Here is a 17,852-nt window from a genome sequence, read left to right on the forward strand (position 1 = left end):
CGTCGATTTTGAGCATTCATCCCATGTCCAACTAATGACCGGATTTGATGACCGTTTTGGTTTTTATATGGTTCAAGATCCAAATTTTCTTGAAACTATGTATGTTACATATGGAGAATTTCTAAAGCTTCATATGAACACAAGCTTTTTGTCAATTGCAGCAGTTCCTATAGAGAAGGAAGACGAGCTGAACTTTTTAAATATTGTGGAAGATCAGTATTATCGGGAACTGCACTCCCTATCAGAGAAAGTTGAAGAGGATGAAAAGGAAAACACACCCATTATTGCCGATTTCTTAGCCTCCAATATGAATGAACCTTATACGCTTATTTATGCAGTAAAGTATTTATCTGGCGATATGCATAAGGAATTTGTTATAACTTGTGCAGCAAAACTGCTGGCCAGCCATCCAGAGTCTGACTTTTTTAAACTTCATGCAGCTCAGGCTTATATCCGTTTACAGGAAATGGATAAGGCGGAGAGGGTATTATCGATGGTTGAAAGAAAAACCTTTAGTCCTTTATATCAGTTTTTGCTGGGAAGGATCCATCTTTATAAAGACAAATACGAGTCTGCTATAACTTTATTCAGAAAATCTTTGGAGCTTGACCCTGATCAATTCTACACATGGAGTTATGTTGCTTTATGCTTCCTTTATAATTCTGAGCCTAAAAAGGCAAAGGAAATTTCAGATATTGCGATGTCGTTTTATGTACATGACCGCTTTATTAGGGTCAACCATGCTTTAATTCTCTCCGATTTGGAATTGGCAACAGAAGCCCGCTTTATTTACGATCAATTGCTGCGGGAGGATAAAGGTGATGCACATGTATGGTACGAGAGAGCAAAACTCGACCAAATAAAAGGAAAGCTGCGCAAGGCTGAGAGAGGGTTTATCGTTTCGGCCAGCTTGGATCCGGAAATCCCTTACCCATATTTGGCTCTTGCCGATTTGTATGAATATAACTTGGAAGACGAAACTCGAGCTGAAGAAATCTTAACTAGAGGCAAGAAGCTTGTCAATAGTCCTCAGCTTCTTATTCGTTTAGGTGACTTTTACAAGGATCATGAGGAATTTGAAAAAGCAGAGCAAGTTTACGATTCTTGCATAAATCACTACCCGGAAGAGATATTCGCATATCTTGGTTATGCATATGTTCTTTCAGAAATAAAGAGGATAGATAGGGCAGTTGAATTTTTAAGAAAACATGCTGGACGTTTTGGAGGGGATAGTGAGTTTTTGATTAATGGAGGAAAGATGTTTGCCGATTGGGCTGCAGAATCAGAAAACAGCAGCCTGCTAGAGGAGGCATTAACCTTAATTGAAAGAGGTTTTGACTATATTGATCAAAATCTGGTTGAGGCCCTGGAGCTCTATGTGAATATCCTGGAAGAGACACCATTTCTAGAGCGAGGCATATCTTTCCTTAAAGACAAAGCTGAGGAAGAAAAAGATCAAATTGAGTATCTTTGCTATGCAGGGACTTTATATGAAAGTGCTGGCCAGTATGGAGAGGCAATTCGTATTTACGAAAAGGCCATTAGGATACACGAAACTGGTTTTCCTTATTACAGGCTTGGCGAAACTTATTTTAAGCTTGAACATTTCGAACACGCTCTTGAAGCGTTGAATCAGAGTATAGTTCTTAATCCTAATGCAGAAGGAGCATATACTAGGCTTGCACAGATATACGGAATACTAGGTGATAAAAAGCAGGAAGCAGCCTATATGCTTCAGCTGCTCGATATTGCTCCTCTTAGAGTTAATGTTGAATATTTAACAAGCTTGATTACCAGTGAAGGTCTTAGTGAGTTTATAGAAAGATTGCACCTGAAAAAAGGCGAAGTTCTTGAAACATGGAGGCTGGACAGCCTGGCATATGCGTATGGTGCAGCAGGTGACAGTAAAGAGGAAGAGAGATGCCTGCAGGAAGCTTTGCAGCTATATCCAGACTTGTCTGAGGTAAAGCATCATTATTCAAAATTTTTCATGAAGAAAAAGAAAAATAAAGAAGCAAGACGTTTGCTGGAAGAATTAATTCAAGAAAACTGGGAAGATGAAGATTTATATGAGACTTTAATTGTGTTATTTGCAGAGACTAAAAAACTTCTTCAGCTTCCTATGTTTATGGCTAAGGTTAGATCAGATAAGAGTGAAAAAAGCCGGGTTTTTTACATGGCAGCACAAGCTTTGGAACAGTATGGAAGCGCCATAGATTGGGAGACTGAGCAAAGGCCTTCGCTCTTCGGAAGGGTTGTTCAGAAAATGAGGGATAAAACAAGGCAGATTACCTTATATGGGGTAATTATTGATCTATATGAATTATCGATCAAACATGACCCTATGAATAAGAGTGCCCCGGTTGGCCTGGCCAGATTCTATGAATCTGTCAATTTAGAGGAAGATGCAAAGAAGGTATTAAAAACTTCCCTTGAGAAAGGATGGGATTTCTTAACAGCCTACCAGCTTGCCCAGCTGCATCTATCTGGGGGCAGTGATCCACTCGAGGATGCAGCAGAAGTAAATAAAGCTATAAAGCTGCTGGATGCCTGTCTCGAAGAAAATCCTGGCGATACCCATCTTATGCTTTTAAAGGCGATTGCTTATACACAAAGAATGAGATTTACCCAGGCAGAAGAGCTTTTCACCAAAATTATTATGGAAAATCCCTATGAAACTGAAGCACATTTTAGATACGGCAATCTTTTAAACACAAGAAGGAGATATGAAGAAGCGATAGCAGTTATGGAGGAAGGTCTAAAAATCCATCCGAAAGATTCTTCACTTTTTATTGAAATGGGCATCTCTTATCATAAAATGAAAAACGTGGAAAAATCCCTCCAGCTTATGGATGAAGTGCTTGGTATAGATCCGGATCTATTAATGGCAAGATATAATAAAGCATGTTATCTATCAATCTTACACCGGCTTGTAGAAGCTGAAGCAGAACTGGATTATGTATTTGCTCATGACGAAGATGGATTTTTTCATGAACTTGCAGAAGAAGACAATGACCTTATTAATTTGAAAAAAAGCATGATTTAATTATGCTTTCAGCCACCATTGTGTGGCTGTTTTTTTTTTGCCTTCATTAGTATATTTCATTTTGGGGATATCGGCATTCTTTAAGAAAGATTTAATAATTCATTTCATACAATTTAATATATTGGCCAAAACACAGGATAGGTTTTTAAGCCAGAAGGCTGTTTGGATGTTAAGCCAGCAGCAGAGAACATATAAGCCGCAGGCGATTTTTCGCATTTTTTAGGGTGGAGGGAGTATTCTTAATGGACCAGTCGAACTTAATTAAGCCGATGCTTGATGGGCAATATCCGGTGATTGACTACGGCAAGGGCGTCTATTTATATGATAGCGATGGAAAGGAATACCTGGATGCGTCATCTGGCGCGATTACCGCGAATATCGGCCACGGTGTAAAAGAGATTATTGATGCCATGCATGAACAGGCAAAGAAAGTCTCCTTTGTGTACCGTTCTCAATTTACAAGCGAGGCAGCAGAAAAGCTTGCCCGTAAAATAGCTGAATTATCGCTTGGTGAATTAAATTGGAGTTTCTTTGTGAACAGCGGTTCGGAGGCCACAGAAACAGCTATGAAAATTGCAATCCAATATTGGCAGGAAAAAGGGATTCAAACAAAAACAAAGGTTCTCTCAAGGTGGATGAGCTATCATGGTATCACACTTGGAGCCTTGTCGATGTCAGGGCACACCGGAAGAAGGGCTCGTTTTATACCGCTTCTTGAGGACTTTCCTGTCATCCACCCTCCATATTGCTACAGATGCCCCTATAATCTCGAAGCGCCTGATTGTGGCTATTTATGTGCACATGAATTGGATACAGTAATCAAGCGTATAGGTGCGGAGAATATAGCTGCATTTATTGCAGAGCCGGTGATTGGTGCTGCCGGAGGAGCTATTGCCCCTCCCAGGGACTACTACAAGGTTATTAAAGAAATATGTGATCGAAACGAAATTTTATTTATAGCAGATGAGGTTATGACCGGATTTGGCAGGACAGGCACGATGCTTGCTTCAGAACAATGGAGTGTCGAACCTGATATCGTCGCACTGGGAAAAGGAATGGGGGCAGGATACGCACCGATAGCCGCTGCCCTTGTCAGTGATAAGGTTATGGAGCCGATTCTGGAAGGATCCAAAAGCATCATGAGCGGCCATACTTTAAGCGCTAACCCTCAATCCTGTGCAGTTTCACTGGCTGTTTTGGAATATATCGATAAAAATAAAATCATTGCTGAGGTGGGCAGCAAAGGAGTGTATTTAAAAAACAAGCTGTTAAAGCTGCAAACCAGGTTTCCTTTTATCGGTGACGTAAGAGGAAAAGGCCTAATGGTCGGACTTGAATTTGTAAAAGACCCTTTCACGAAAGAGCCATTTTCAAGAGAACTGGCGCTTACTCAAACAATAATAAATGTTGCACAGAGCCAGGGGCTGCTCATTTATCCTGCAGGTGCCGGTACTAATGGCAATAACGGAGATGCTATCTTGATTGCACCGCCATTGACAATAACCAAAAGAGAAATTGATGAGCTGGTGAAGCGCCTTGATACAACACTGCAAGTTTTTACTGAGAAATATCTGACCCTTGCTGAGGAAGAGGCTGAGTAGAATGGAGAACACTTTTCATAAAATCATCGATATTAATACAGCAATGGAACATTTTTGGGATGGCATGACCATAATGTTTGGAGGATTCGGTGGAATTGGTACACCTCCGACCATGATAGACGGAATTTTGGAAAAAGGGATAAAAGACTTAACCCTAATCGGAAATGATTCTGGCTTTCCCCATATTGGCATTGGAAAGGTAGTGAGTCAGGGGAGAGCAAAAAAAATGATTGCCTCCCATATAGGTTCGAATCCGGTCGCTGGCCAGTTAATGACAGATGGAAAAATGGAAGTGGAATTTTCGCCGCAAGGAATACTGGCAGAGAGAATTCGTGCGGGAGGAGCAGGTATTCCTGCAATTCTTTCTGATATCGGCATGGATAATGACATCGTAACAGGCAATAAACAAAGATGCAGATTAAATGGAAAAGAATATCTGATTGAGACAGCTTTAACTGCGGAGATATCCATTGTGTTTGCGAAAAAGGCCGATCCATATGGGAACTTGATTTATGACAAGAGTGCCAGAAATACCAATCCGCTTGTAGCAATGGCCGGGGATATGACTATTGCAGAAGTGGAAGAGATCGTCCCGCTAGGAAGTCTTGATCCGGATGAAATAGTTACGCCCGGCGTTTTTGTCGATTATATTGTCCCTTCGAAAGGAGTAAATTGGAAATGGGCATGGGAGTAGAAATCAGGAACCGTATAGCAAAGCGTGCTGCGGAGGAAATAACGAACGGAATGATTGTCAATCTTGGCATTGGAATCCCTTCGCTGGTTCCGAACCACTTGCCTGAAGGTACGAAGGTTATGTTCCATGCTGAAAATGGCATTACAGGAATGGGGCCTAGTCCGGAGAAAGGGAAGGAAGACGAAAATCTCTGCAATGCCGGCGGTTTTCCTGTTTCAGCAGTGAAGGGGGCATCTTACTGCGATAGTGCTGTTGCCTTTGGAATGATCCGAAAGGGAAGGGTAGATATGACCATTCTTGGCTCCTTACAGGTAAGTGAAAAGGGGGATTTAGCCAACTGGATCGTGCCCGGCAAAAAAGTGCCAGGGATGGGCGGTGCAATGGAGCTCGCACAAAAAGCCAAAAAAGTTATTGTAGTAATGAACCAGACAGACAAACATGGAAATTCAAAAATCGTTAAGGAGTGTACGCTCCCCCTCACATCCGCCAACTGTGTCGATATGATTATAACGGAAATGGCGGTTTTTCAATTGTCCCATGATGGACTGAAATTAATGGAATTATTTTCTCCTCATTCGGTTAACGAAGTAAGAGCTAAAACGGGCTGCAGCTTTACTATTGCTGAAAATATAAGAGTGATTGGTTAATATACCTCTGCTCACCTCATAGTGTTAAGGAATTAGAATAAGGGAGAGAAATTATATGGAAGCTCAACAAAAAATTAAACAATGGCTAGAAGAAAATAAACAACGGGGAGTAAGAATTCTCCAGCAGCTTGTCCAAGAAGGCAGTACCCGCGGAAATGAAAGCAGGGCGCAGGCTGTGATCATTGAAAAATGCCGGAAACTGGGACTAAACCTCGATATTTGGGAGATTGGAAAGGATGTTTTGATCAAACATCCGGCCTTTTCCTCTGACAGAAAGGATTTTTCCGGAAATCCCAATGTAGTAGCAACCTTGAAAGGAGCAGGTGGCGGGAGATCCCTGATCTTGAATGGGCATATCGATGTAGTGCCTGCAGGGGACAGGAATGATTGGGAATATGATCCTTTCAGCGGCAGGATCGAAGACGGAAAGCTATACGGGCGGGGTTCGACAGATATGAAAGGCGGAACTGTCTCACTTCTGCTTGCAATGGAAGCAATTATCTCTTTAGATATTAAGCTGAAAGGCGAGGTGATTTTTCAAAGTGTCATAGAAGAAGAGAGTGGCGGCGCCGGTACACTGGCTGCTGTCTTGCGGGGATATAAAGCCGATGGGGCGATTATACCCGAGCCTACTAATATGAAGATTTTTCCAAAACAGCAGGGGTCCATGTGGTTCCGCATAACAGTCAAAGGAAGATCTGCGCATGGAGGCACCCGCTATGAAGGAGTTAGCGCAATAGAAAAAGCAATGATTGTTATGACAAAGCTGCAAGAATTGGAGAAAGCTAGAAATTTAAAAATAACAGACCCTCTATATAGCAACATTCCTATTCCGATTCCTATTAATATTGGGAAAATAAATAGCGGTGAATGGCCTTCTTCAGTTCCCGATGTTGCGGTAATTGAAGGAAGGATGGGCGTTGCTCCGGATGAAGATATGAAATCAGCTGAAAAAGAGCTCGAATTATGTATGAAGAAAGCTGCTGAAAAAGATGACTGGCTTAAAATGAACCCTCCTCAAGTCGAATGGTTTGGCGGACGATGGATCCCAGGGACCCTGGAAGATAATCATCCGCTTATGTCCGTTCTATCCAATTCCTTTGAAGCAGTTAAAGGGAAGCAGCCTGAAGTAGAAGCCTCTCCCTGGGGAACGGACGGTGGAATTTTATCCAGGATAGGAGATACCCCTGTTGTTGTGTTTGGCCCGGGCGTTACAGAAGCAGCCCATGATGTAAATGAGTATATTCCCATTCAGGAAGTGTTTGACGCTGCTGAAATAATTGCTCTTGCTATTATGGATTGGTGTGGTACTGAAAATTGATCGGCACAATTGAAGAAAATCTTTTATTAAACAGGCATGGGTCGTGAAGGCTTTAAATATGCAGTCGAAGCAATGGCGGTAAAGAAGGCTGATTGGCTTTAAGGTTGGATAAGTGCAGCATTTTGAAGTTGGCCTAAATGGTCCGGGTTGGCCGGAATTTTAGTGAAATCGGCCGGTAAATCATGATGAACCTTATATTGCCTGGCCGAATGGCCGGGTAATTTTATTAAAAAATAAGGGGGTCTAGATAGATGAATAGTACTGCAACCATTAAAACGGTTAAAAAAGAAAATTTCTCAGTGGAAATGTACATTGATTCTTTCAATAAACGTGTAAGAGTGGATGGTTATTTAGGAAATTTACAGGAAGCGATCCTCGAAGCAGAAGCAGCTGTGAACGCACATCAAAGTGAAAAATTAATATTCAGAGGAAGAGCGGAGAATTACGCTGCCCTGCTGGCCCACGGTTTTCAGTGCGAGGCGATCATCGATGGTTATTTCCTTGGGTCTGACCAATATTTTTTCTGCAAATATTATTCGGATCAAAGAAGGACAAGCGGACATTGGATTACTGAGGATAGTATTGTTAAAAATGTTCTTGCCCTTGAAAAAAACAGGGACGTGATTATGCCTCCTGCCGAATACAAGCTAATAAAAGTAACACAGCTGGATGCCGAGAAGCTTGCCGCCCTCTATCGAGAAGTTTTTCAGATTTATCCCACACCGCTCCATGATCCCGTATATATAAAAAAAACAATCCAAGAAGGCACCATTTATTATGCATTTCAGTATGGAGAGAATCTGGTCAGCGCAGCTTCCGCAGAAGTAAATCTTTTTTATAAAAATGCAGAATTAACAGATTGCGCTACACTTCCTTCCCACCGCAAACACGGCTTGATGAAAATTCTGCTTGAAAAATTGGAAGAAGATTTGCAGTCGCAGGGAGTCTATTGCGCCTACTCCATTGCCAGAGCCCTGTCATTTGGCATGAATGCGGTCCTTCATCAGCTTGGCTACAAGTATCGGGGCCGTCTTCTCAATAACTGTTATATTTTCGATAAACTTGAGAATATGAATGTTTGGATAAAGGATTTGGCGGCATTGGATTGAAAATTCGCCTCTTCTAAGAGAGGTTGAATTTCTTTACTATGGTGGTAGTTAATCCAGTTGAATGACGATAAAAAAGATGCGGCTCTCCAGAGAAAAATCCAGCTGATTAACGACGAAAAAGGGAGCGTCTCTCGAGGTATGGTAGTTAATGCTTAGGGCGAACAACGATAAAGATTCAGTCCTTAAGAAATAGCATTTAATCTGCTTTTACCGGTGACACTTTTAAAAACTGCAAAGACAGCCCTTCATCAAAAGAATACTCTCCCATAACCCAAAAAAAGCGCCAGATTTTCGGCACCATGATGACAAGTTTTCGGCACTCCCTCATATACATGTAGGGGAGGGGATCATGATGTCCGATACACAAGCTATGTCAAAGGAAGTTCTTGCTGCCATTTTAAAAGGTATCGATGAAGGGATCCATGTAGTGGATTTGAATGGGAAAACCATTTTTTATAATGAAATTGCTGCTAAGCATGATGGTTTGGACGTCTACGAGGTTCTGGGCAAATCAGTTCTGAATGTTTTTCCATCATTGGATGAAGAGACAAGCACGCTATTAAAGGTAATCAAAACCAAAAAACCGATTTACAATCAAACACAATCGTATGTTAATGTCCATGGCGTACAAATTGAAACGATCAACACAACACTGCCAATCCTGGTAAATGGGAAAGTAGCCGGAGCAGTTGAAATTGCAAAAGATTATTCAAGACTGAAGCTTCTCTCGGAAAGCCTGCTTGATTTGAGGAAGAAAATAAATAAGCCTGCGAAAAAGACAAACAAAATGAACACTGTCCAATACACCTTGGACAGTCTCCTTACGATTAACAAGGAAATGCAGAAAATAAAAAATGAAGCAGCTAAACTGGCAAAGTCAGACTCTCCCATTCTTGTATTTGGAGAAAGCGGATGCGGAAAAGAACTATTTGTCCAAGGGGTCCACCATGCTTCGTCAAGGAGTAACGGCCCTTTCATTGCCCAGAATTGTGCAGCTATTCCGGAGTCGCTTCTGGAAAGTATTTTGTTTGGGACTGCAAAAGGGAGCTATACCGGTGCAGTAGACAGGCCTGGATTGTTTGAGCTGGCGGATGGCGGCACTCTTTTTCTGGATGAAATCCATGCGATGCCCATTGAGCTTCAGGCTAAACTGCTCAGAGTACTTGAGGATGGGATGGTAAGAAGAGTAGGCAGCACGAAAAGCTTCCAGGTGAATGTGAGGGTGATTGCGGCCATGAATATCCATCCCGGTGTGGCACTTGAAAAAATGCAAATTAGGACAGATTTATTTTATCGTTTAAACGTCCTTACATTCGGGCTGCTTCCATTAAGGGATAGGACAGAGGATATTGAATTCCTTGCGATGCATTTTATAAAGCAGTTCAACCGGGTGTTTAATAAAAATATTACAGACATTGGTAATGAGGTAAATCAATTTTTCAAACGCTATACCTGGCCGGGCAACGTCCGGGAGCTAAAGCATACGATCGAGTACATGATGAATGTATGCGAGAAAGACTTTCTGGAGGAAGAAGATCTGCCAGTCATGCTGAAGCAGCAAATACAATCACATAAAAAAGACCTGACAGCAAGGGGGTTATCATTAAAGACGAACATGGAGGGTCTTGAAAAAGAACTAATTGAATTTGCCCTTAAGCAAACAGATGGAAATATAAAAAGAGCGGCAAAGCTATTGGAAGTTCCCCGTCAAACCCTTCAATATAAGCTATCAAAGTATAAAATCAGGATTCAAGAAGAAAACTCCAGTAGCCTAAATGAATATAACCATCAAAGTGCCGATTAATCGGCATTTTTTTAGGTATATGAAAAACCACCTTAATAATAATATCCCCCAAATCAAAAGCAACCTTCCATTTCAGTCCCTTTTTCATAGGATAATATAAAAATTCTTTAAATTGGCACACTTCTTGCAAGATAACTAGATAAGAATCTGACATAGGGGGAATTTGTATGAAAAACTTTTTATATAAGCCAGATCGGCACTGGAAGGACATAGAGCTTTGGAAGGATGTCACGGAGGAGCAGTGGAATGATTGGATCTGGCAGCTGACAAATACGATTCGCACAGTTGATGATCTTAAAAAAGTCATTAACCTTACTCCTGATGAGGAAGAAGGAGTGAGGATTTCCACTAAAACCATTCCATTAAATATTACGCCTTACTATGCATCGCTTATGAATCCGGATGATTCGCGCTGTCCAGTCAGAATGCAATCCGTCCCAATCTCAAAGGAAATCTATAAAACGAAATATGATCTCGAAGATCCGTTGTATGAGGATGAAGATTCTCCGGTGCCAGGGCTGACTCACCGCTATCCTGACCGTGTCCTTTTCCTGGTAACTAATCAATGTTCCATGTATTGCCGGTATTGCACAAGAAGAAGATTCTCGGGGCAAATTGGCATGGGAGTCCCGAAGAAACAGCTTGATGCAGCAATTGATTATATCCGTAATGCTCCTCAGGTCAGGGACGTACTAATTTCTGGTGGTGATGGTCTATTAATTAATGACAATATTCTTGAATACATTCTGAAAAACCTGCGGGAAATCGACCATGTCGAAATCATTAGAATCGGAACAAGAGCTCCGGTTGTTTTTCCGCAGAGAATCACTGAAAATCTCTGCAATATTTTAAAAAAGTATCATCCGGTCTGGTTAAATACTCATTTTAATACATCCATCGAAATTACCGAAGATTCCAAGAGGGCATGTGAAATGCTTGCCAATGCAGGGGTGCCGGTTGGAAACCAATCCGTCATCCTCGCCGGAATAAACGACAGCGTTCCAATTATGAAAAAGCTTATGCATGATCTTGTAAAGATCCGTGTTCGCCCTTACTACATTTATCAGTGTGATCTTTCTGAAGGAATCGGTCATTTCCGTGCGCCTGTATCAAAAGGACTTGAAATCATCGAAGGTTTAAGGGGGCATACTTCCGGCTATGCTGTTCCGACTTTTGTTGTCGATGCACCTGGAGGGGGAGGGAAAATATCGCTTCAGCCAAATTATTTAATCTCACAAAGTGCAGACAAAGTGGTGCTCCGCAATTTTGAAGGTGTAATCACCACATATCCGGAGCCGGAAAATTATGTACCTGGCCGGGCAGAGGGGTATTTTAAAGAAATTTATCCAGAGATGGATGAGAAAAGATCAAATGTTGGTATAGCCGCTTTGATGAATGACCAGCAATTTAATCTTGTACCTGAAGGACTTGCAAGACTTGACCGCCGTGAAAAATATGAAAGCGACCCTTCACATAGCTCACTAAAAGATAAGCGTGACAAGCGGGATGAATTAAAGGAAAAAAAATTTAAAGCCCAGCAGACAAAGCAGAAACCGGAAGATATAAGTGATGCGGAGCCGGCAGCGGCAAAGGAATAGGAGGAAAAGAATGCAAAATATATGTGCTTGGTGTGAAAGTAAAAATATATCTGGTAGCAGGGAAACCGTCTATTGGGAGCTCCCGGATGGAACCCGGGCCATTCAAATTAATGACACACCTTCAACGGTCTGTAGGGATTGTGACATGGTGTATCAGTCTGATGATCTTGTGAAGGAAATTGAGGATCAATTGTTTTTAATCGACACGAAGAAAATTGGAAAAGAAATTAGTTATGCAAAGCTAATGGAGCAGCCAAGGCTTCTGAAAAGAAATTATTTTGATTTTACTTCATAGGAGAAAAATCACAGTCAGGAAATAATTCACAGTTTTTTCACCGGTTCGTCACAAACTTCAGATTCCCTTTCTTTATAATAGACTAGAGGGTATACAGTATTTATATATAGTCACTGGGGGAAGAGCGATGGAACTAGCGTTAATGTTAATGCTGGCAGCAGCAATGGGCGTTTTATTCTTATGCGGTTATTATGTCGGTGTTATAAAAGAAAAGTACGGAAAGAATTGGCTTCATGCTGTGCCTGTTACGGTAGCCATTCTTATGTTTAATGTGATATGGGCAATTACTGAAATAGCCAAAACAGACCGCTGGCAATAATAATGAAAAAACTAAAAATCAAGCACGTTGCACTGGAGCTTGTTGAAGACAATTTTTCACAGTGTTATTTGCACCATTGGATACTATAAATTAATTGGTATTGAAAAAAGCAATCCGGATTCCGGATTGCTTTTTTTCTCCTAAAATGGTCCTGTGAGTAGACGCACCCAAGGGGTTTATCTTATAGTAGTAGATAAAATACTGAAGGAACCAGTTGAATAAATTTAGAGGAAGGCGTTAATATGTCCAAAACCTTTTACCATTTTTTAATGAAGTACAGGCATCCTGAACCAAAGGATAGCATCAGCCATTTTGCCAACCATGCATACGAGGACCACAGTTTTCCGAAAACATCCTATGATTATGATGAAATCAGCTCTTATTTGGAATTGAACGGAACCTATATGGAAAGCATGTCGGTCTTTGATGAAGCATGGCAATTGTATGTGCTTTCCGAAAGCTGATGGCCCTATAAATGTAGTTCTCATACATTTAAGACATAGCGGCATTTGAAACACTCCTGCAGAGGAGTGTTTTTTAGTTAAAGGCTCTGTTAAAGGTTATTGTTTTTTTTAGCACCCTGTTGATTGGAGCGGAAGGCACGAGACTCCTGCGGGAGTGCGGATCAAAGGGAGACCCCACAGGAGCAAAGCGACGAGGAGGCTCCCGGACCGCCCGCGGAAAGGGAGTACCTGCAGCGGAAATCAACAGGCCAATTTAACAGAGCCTAGTTAAAAATAACTGGGGGGTGGGCAACAGTCCACCCCATGCGCCAGCGCTTTTCTGTTTGATTGTAATGAACGTACGGACGATTTTCAGGAAAAGTGCATATACTATTGTATTCAATACTCACGACTCAGTCATTGAGAGGATGGAGGACATGAGCAAAAGGAAAAAACCAAAGTACAAAATCGGTGATACAGTCGTGATCACTATTTATGGTACAGTCGGTAAAGTGACGGATGTAAAGTGGCTTGATGATATGTACGTCTATGAAGTCAATAAAAGTGAAGGTCTCTATATGGAATCCAGCCTTCAAATGCTGTCTGAGTATGAAGGTGAGATCATGGAAAAGGAGCATATTGACATCGAATATAAATACTTTTTTGGCGATCTTGTCCAGGTGAAGGGGTATGGTTCGGATCTTTTCAAAATAGTTGGCTTCAGGACAGAGATTTGGAGATACAAAGAGGATGCGTGGGAAGATGTAATTTATGAGCTTTCCAGAATAAATGACGGAGAATGGCTTGAGGCGGGAGAAGAAGAACTGACACTCGTTGCAGATGCAGAAAGTGCGGATGCCTTTATTCAAAAATTAGGCCTGCTTTATATGATTAACAAGAAAGAAAAGCTTCCTGAATTAAAGGAAACGGCCAATTCATTCCGCAAAGCTGAAAAGGAACTGCTTGAAGGCATAAAAGAAAGAAAAGTGCTGATAGATGGTTTACTTGATATATATAATGATTATCGCATTCTTTATGAAATGTTTCATGATGATGAGTATAAGCATATCATGCGCGTCATACTCAGAAAGCTGAAGCACCTTGCCAATAATGATGGAAAAAGCACCGTTTAATATTTAGCAAACGCTTAAATGCTGCTAATAGAACCAGGACATCAAAATATAAACCATGAACGGAATGCCAAACCAAACAACAAGCTTGTACCATCCATTTAATAGATTCCCAAATAAGCTAATAATCGAGCTTTCTTCGTTATTTACATCATCTTTTATTAGAGCGGCTAGTCTGGATATGCTGGACATTTTAGTTTCCTCCCCAAAAATATTTTCTGTAAACCGATCATCATTTTAAGCTGCTTATCCCATATGTATGTCCTAATTAAGGAAAAATGCCAAAGAATATTAAAAATTTATATGAAATAAAGAAAAAGACTTTTCTGACAGTTGTTTTGCATGAATTTAGAGAGAGCATCATACATTTTGTACAAAGGGGGCGATGCTGTGAAGGAAATAGAGGTCGTGATTGATACGGAGGAAATTGCCGAATTTTTCTTTCATGAGCTGGCAAAAAGGGGATATGTGCCTACTGAAGGAGAACTGGATGAACTCGCAGATATCACGTTTGAGTACTTATTGAAAAAATGTATTATCGATGAGGAAATTGAAGACGACTAATATAGAAAAATGACGAGGAAAGACGCTCGTCATTTTTTTGCGCGGTAAGAGGCAGGGCTCCGCATTAAATAGTTTGCTAATCATACATAGGTTGGGCCAATACCGCTTTAAAAATTCGCTGCAATAATAACGGCTGCCGACATAACGGCAAAAGGCTTTTCCGGCAACGGATAAAAAATTTATGGCAGCCCACGGGAAAAGTGAAACTTTCTTTTTCTTTAAACGTATATCTTTTTATGAAAGAAATTCTTTGTTTACAATTGTAGAAGCCGCCGGAAAAGGTAGAAAAAGTTGGCGGGATGGAAGGTGAAACTTCTTTGTAAAGAGAAATTTATAAATATAATTTGACTAGGGAGAGAAGAACATGTCATTTTTTAACAAGGTCTTAGCAAGTGTGGGAATTGGGTCTGCAAAAGTGGATACCAGGCTTGAAAGAGATACTGTTTCACCCGGAGATGTTTTAAAGGGAGTTGTTGTAATTTCAGGCGGCAATACCGAACAGAAAATAGACGATATTTATCTTTCTTTGAATACGACTTATATAAAGGAATCGGATGATAAAAAGTATACGGTCTCAGGGTTGATCGACCGTTTCAGGCTGGCGGAATCGTTTACCCTCTCTGCAAATGAGCGAAAGGAAATTCCGTTTACCTTTAATTTGCCTTCTGATACCCCGTTATCTTTTGGAAAGACAAAAATTTGGGTTGCCACTGGGCTGGATATAAAAAATGCGGTGGATCCTACTGATCAGGATTTTATCAGGGTCGTCCCCAATCCGTTAATGGATTCGGTTTTAAACGCTGTATCCAATATGGGCTTCCGATTACGGGAAGCTGAATGCGAGCAGGCTTCGCACCGTCTACGCCGCAGGCTGCCATTTATACAGGAATTTGAATTTGTGCCAGTATCCGGCCCTTATAGAGGCCGCCTTGATGAATTGGAAGTTGTATTTTTCCCTCAGCCAAGCGGAGAGACAGAAATACTTATGCAGGTAGACCGCAGAGCAAGAGGGCTAGGCGGATTCCTGGCAGAAGCGCTTGAAATGGATGAATCATTTGTTCGATTTACAGTAACAAATGGAGATATCCCTTATATGCAGCAAAAGCTTCAATCAATGATAGCAAAATATGCTTAATGTAATATCTTAATAAATAGAAACGATGGGGGAATTCCCATCGTTTTTTAATTTCTGAAAAATTATGTCAGCAAGGTTTTTATAAAATCCTGTCCTTTCAAAAAGGGTGTTATTAACGCATACAGCCTTGAATCCGGTATTCTTTTTTCTTCATCAGAGATTATCCCATGAACGCCGAGCCGCTGCATGTCTGCGAATTGGTACTGTTTTTTTATGGTCCAGGAGTATATTTCATATCCGAATAACTCAGCTTGTGTTATGAAGGATTTGGAGAGTAAAAGGTGGTGGACAGATAGAAAAGAGGCGAATTGGCGGTAGGAAGCCAAATGAAGCATATCCAGCTGCTTGCTTAGGAGTATGCCTGCTGGAATATCTGGAGCCAGCTGGTGAAATTTTTTCATTTCATTCACATGGAAGGATTGGACCTTAATGTTTTTTACAAGTTGTCCGTCTTTCTTGTAGCTCATTAACATCTCAGCAAGCACCTCCGTCATGCCAGGCTGATTTTCCGGGGCTTTCATTTCAATCAGTAATCCGATTTTTCCGATAAAACGATCTAATACTTCATAAAGCAGCGGTACTTTCTCCTCCGCAAATTCAGGGGAATACCACGAACCAGCATCAAGTTTTTTTATTTCCTCAACAGTCAGATCCGTAATAAAGCCCTCACCGTCTGTAGTCCTTTGGACATCTGCATCATGAATGACAACAAGGTGTCCATCTTTACTGAACCTCACATCCAACTCAATATAATCAAAACCTAAATCGACCGCTTTTTCAAAAGAAGCTATCGTATTTTCTGGCGCATAAGTAGATGCTCCCCTGTGGGCTATGGATTTAAAGGATATGAGAGGCTGAAAAAAGTAAGAAAATGACGTTAAAAGAAGACTTACAATGATTGAAAACAAAAATGTTTTTTTAGAAACCCTCAACTTTTCATCACCCCTAAAAAAGTCTTTTGTATATACTATGCAGGGTGGACTCGTTTGAAAGCGGTTTCATTATAAAAATTTTCGCGAATCGACAAAACTAGTACTTTTTTGCTGAAGGAAACGACAAGAAAAGTGCCTAATTAAACAATAATAATACCTGATTATATTAGTAAGGACCAGATTATGCAGTGTTGAATGGTGCAATAGAGCTTCATGAAGCCGAAATTCTTTGGAGAAGGGGCGGGATAGTCGTCATAAAGCGTTCGTGGGGACGATATTCTTCTGAGAAGAAGGAGAATGGTCGCCATAGGGCGTTCATGCGGCCGATATTCTTGTAAGAAGAGGGAGAATGGTCGCCATGGAGCGTTCATACGGCCGATATTCTTGTGAGAAGAGGGAGAATGGTCGCCATGGAGCGTTCATGCGGCCAATATTCTTGTGAGAAGAAGGAGAATGGTCGCCATAGAGCGTTCATGCGGCCAATATTCTTGTGAGAAGAAGGAGAATGGTCGCCATAGAGCGTTCATGCGGCCAATATTCTTGTGAGAAAAAGGAGAATGGTCGCCATAGGGCGTTCATGAAGTCGAAATACCACCCAGAAAGAGGAAAATGGTCGTCATAGAGCATTTCATCAGGAAATCTACATAAACAGAAGAAGTATTCAAGGAGTTAAAGGGTGATACCACAAAACCGAGGGGGATGCATATGCTGAAGGAATTAACCAGGATCAGAAGAAAAGAATATGATGTGACGATTTTCCAAACACCCAAGTTTAGGGAGACAAAGGGGTTTCAGCAAGTTTATCGCTTGAATGTTGAAGGATCAACCCATGAGGAATGCCTTGATAATGTTTTTAGTCGATTTAATGTACCAGATAGGATTCCAGTTGACTTTAGCGGCCGGTTTATTTCAACGGGAGACATTCTTTTTATTGATGAAGGCCGGAGAGGACAGTATTATTACCAGCTTAAGCCTGGCGGCTGGGAAGAAATAAATCGTATACATATCCGATAACAAAATTTTTGAGAGGAAGGCAAGCTGTGCCTTCCTCTTTTCTATTTACTCGGTTATGTTGGACCCGGGGCTGTTTTTACGCTTATTGGCCGTATATTCTTTACCGTGGGCCTCTTGTTCGGCAATTATGGCTTCGGCAGGTATATGATTGTTTTTCTTTGGCGAATTTATGCGGTTGCGATGCTTTTTGCCCATCTGAA

At 41.1% G+C, this 17,852-nt stretch carries 18 protein-coding genes; 15 read left to right on the top strand and 3 right to left on the bottom strand.

What is annotated here, in order from left to right:
• Positions 1-34: 34 nt before the first annotated feature.
• The 12 genes from AC3ZVC_RS12840 to AC3ZVC_RS12895 all read left to right on the top strand — a co-directional run bounded on the left by AC3ZVC_RS12840 (position 35) and on the right by AC3ZVC_RS12895 (position 14,010).
• A complete protein-coding gene (locus AC3ZVC_RS12840; RefSeq protein WP_490063654.1) occupies positions 35-3,046 on the top strand; it encodes a tetratricopeptide repeat protein in 3,012 nt (1,003 codons plus the stop codon).
• A 242-nt stretch (positions 3,047-3,288) separates the two neighbouring features.
• Entirely contained in the window at positions 3,289-4,647 is a 1,359-nt protein-coding gene (locus tag AC3ZVC_RS12845) for an aspartate aminotransferase family protein (RefSeq protein ID WP_490063655.1), read from the top strand.
• Position 4,648: 1 nt separating this feature from the next.
• A complete protein-coding gene (locus AC3ZVC_RS12850) occupies positions 4,649-5,341 on the top strand; it encodes a CoA transferase subunit A (protein WP_490063656.1) in 693 nt (230 codons plus the stop codon).
• Positions 5,326-5,988 carry a 3-oxoacid CoA-transferase subunit B gene (locus AC3ZVC_RS12855; protein ID WP_490063657.1) on the top strand — a complete coding sequence of 221 codons (663 nt, stop codon included), beginning with the start codon at positions 5,326-5,328 and terminating at the stop codon, positions 5,986-5,988. Before AC3ZVC_RS12850 ends, AC3ZVC_RS12855 begins: the two co-directional genes overlap by 16 nt.
• A gap of 55 nt (positions 5,989-6,043) precedes the next feature.
• A complete protein-coding gene (locus AC3ZVC_RS12860) occupies positions 6,044-7,309 on the top strand; it encodes a peptidase (protein ID WP_490063658.1) in 1,266 nt (421 codons plus the stop codon).
• A gap of 251 nt (positions 7,310-7,560) precedes the next feature.
• Entirely contained in the window at positions 7,561-8,418 is an 858-nt protein-coding gene (ablB, locus tag AC3ZVC_RS12865) for a putative beta-lysine N-acetyltransferase (RefSeq protein ID WP_490063659.1), read from the top strand.
• A gap of 352 nt (positions 8,419-8,770) precedes the next feature.
• A complete protein-coding gene (locus AC3ZVC_RS12870) occupies positions 8,771-10,222 on the top strand; it encodes a sigma-54 interaction domain-containing protein (protein ID WP_490068923.1) in 1,452 nt (483 codons plus the stop codon).
• Between the two features lie 167 nt (positions 10,223-10,389).
• A complete protein-coding gene (gene kamA / locus AC3ZVC_RS12875; protein ID WP_490063660.1) occupies positions 10,390-11,820 on the top strand; it encodes a lysine 2,3-aminomutase in 1,431 nt (476 codons plus the stop codon).
• Positions 11,821-11,830: 10 nt separating this feature from the next.
• Entirely contained in the window at positions 11,831-12,115 is a 285-nt protein-coding gene (locus AC3ZVC_RS12880) for a YokU family protein (protein ID WP_490063661.1), read from the top strand.
• Between the two features lie 127 nt (positions 12,116-12,242).
• Positions 12,243-12,434: a hypothetical protein gene (locus tag AC3ZVC_RS12885; protein WP_214727538.1), complete on the top strand. Its 192-nt coding sequence runs from the start codon at positions 12,243-12,245 to the stop codon at positions 12,432-12,434.
• Between the two features lie 242 nt (positions 12,435-12,676).
• Positions 12,677-12,898 carry a YozE family protein gene (locus AC3ZVC_RS12890; protein WP_144541832.1) on the top strand — a complete coding sequence of 74 codons (222 nt, stop codon included), beginning with the start codon at positions 12,677-12,679 and terminating at the stop codon, positions 12,896-12,898.
• Between the two features lie 416 nt (positions 12,899-13,314).
• Positions 13,315-14,010, top strand: coding sequence for a hypothetical protein (locus AC3ZVC_RS12895; RefSeq protein WP_144541834.1), 696 nt, complete (start codon positions 13,315-13,317; stop codon positions 14,008-14,010).
• Between the two features lie 24 nt (positions 14,011-14,034).
• On the opposite strand, the gene AC3ZVC_RS12900 is transcribed toward AC3ZVC_RS12895, so the two are convergent.
• Entirely contained in the window at positions 14,035-14,199 is a 165-nt protein-coding gene (locus AC3ZVC_RS12900) for a hypothetical protein (RefSeq protein ID WP_490063662.1), read from the bottom strand.
• A 198-nt stretch (positions 14,200-14,397) separates the two neighbouring features.
• Between AC3ZVC_RS12900 and AC3ZVC_RS12905 the strand changes: the two genes are divergently transcribed.
• Together AC3ZVC_RS12905 and AC3ZVC_RS12910 are read left to right on the top strand one after the other, a co-directional pair.
• Entirely contained in the window at positions 14,398-14,571 is a 174-nt protein-coding gene (locus tag AC3ZVC_RS12905; protein WP_463445612.1) for a YozD family protein, read from the top strand.
• A gap of 364 nt (positions 14,572-14,935) precedes the next feature.
• Complete coding sequence (locus tag AC3ZVC_RS12910) at positions 14,936-15,706, top strand: sporulation protein (protein ID WP_490063663.1); 771 nt, start codon at positions 14,936-14,938, stop codon at positions 15,704-15,706.
• Positions 15,707-15,768: 62 nt separating this feature from the next.
• On the opposite strand, the gene AC3ZVC_RS12915 is transcribed toward AC3ZVC_RS12910, so the two are convergent.
• Entirely contained in the window at positions 15,769-16,638 is an 870-nt protein-coding gene (locus tag AC3ZVC_RS12915) for a glycerophosphodiester phosphodiesterase (RefSeq protein WP_490063664.1), read from the bottom strand.
• Positions 16,639-17,343: 705 nt separating this feature from the next.
• On the opposite strand from AC3ZVC_RS12915, the gene AC3ZVC_RS12920 reads away from it, so the two are divergent.
• Positions 17,344-17,652: a YodL domain-containing protein gene (locus AC3ZVC_RS12920; RefSeq protein WP_490063665.1), complete on the top strand. Its 309-nt coding sequence runs from the start codon at positions 17,344-17,346 to the stop codon at positions 17,650-17,652.
• A 45-nt stretch (positions 17,653-17,697) separates the two neighbouring features.
• Here the strand turns inward: AC3ZVC_RS12920 and AC3ZVC_RS12925 are convergent, their stop codons facing one another.
• Positions 17,698-17,847 carry a hypothetical protein gene (locus tag AC3ZVC_RS12925; protein WP_009332577.1) on the bottom strand — a complete coding sequence of 50 codons (150 nt, stop codon included), beginning with the start codon at positions 17,845-17,847 and terminating at the stop codon, positions 17,698-17,700.
• Positions 17,848-17,852 lie beyond the last annotated feature (5 nt).

The sequence above is a fragment of the Cytobacillus sp. C11.1 genome (assembly GCF_058145115.1).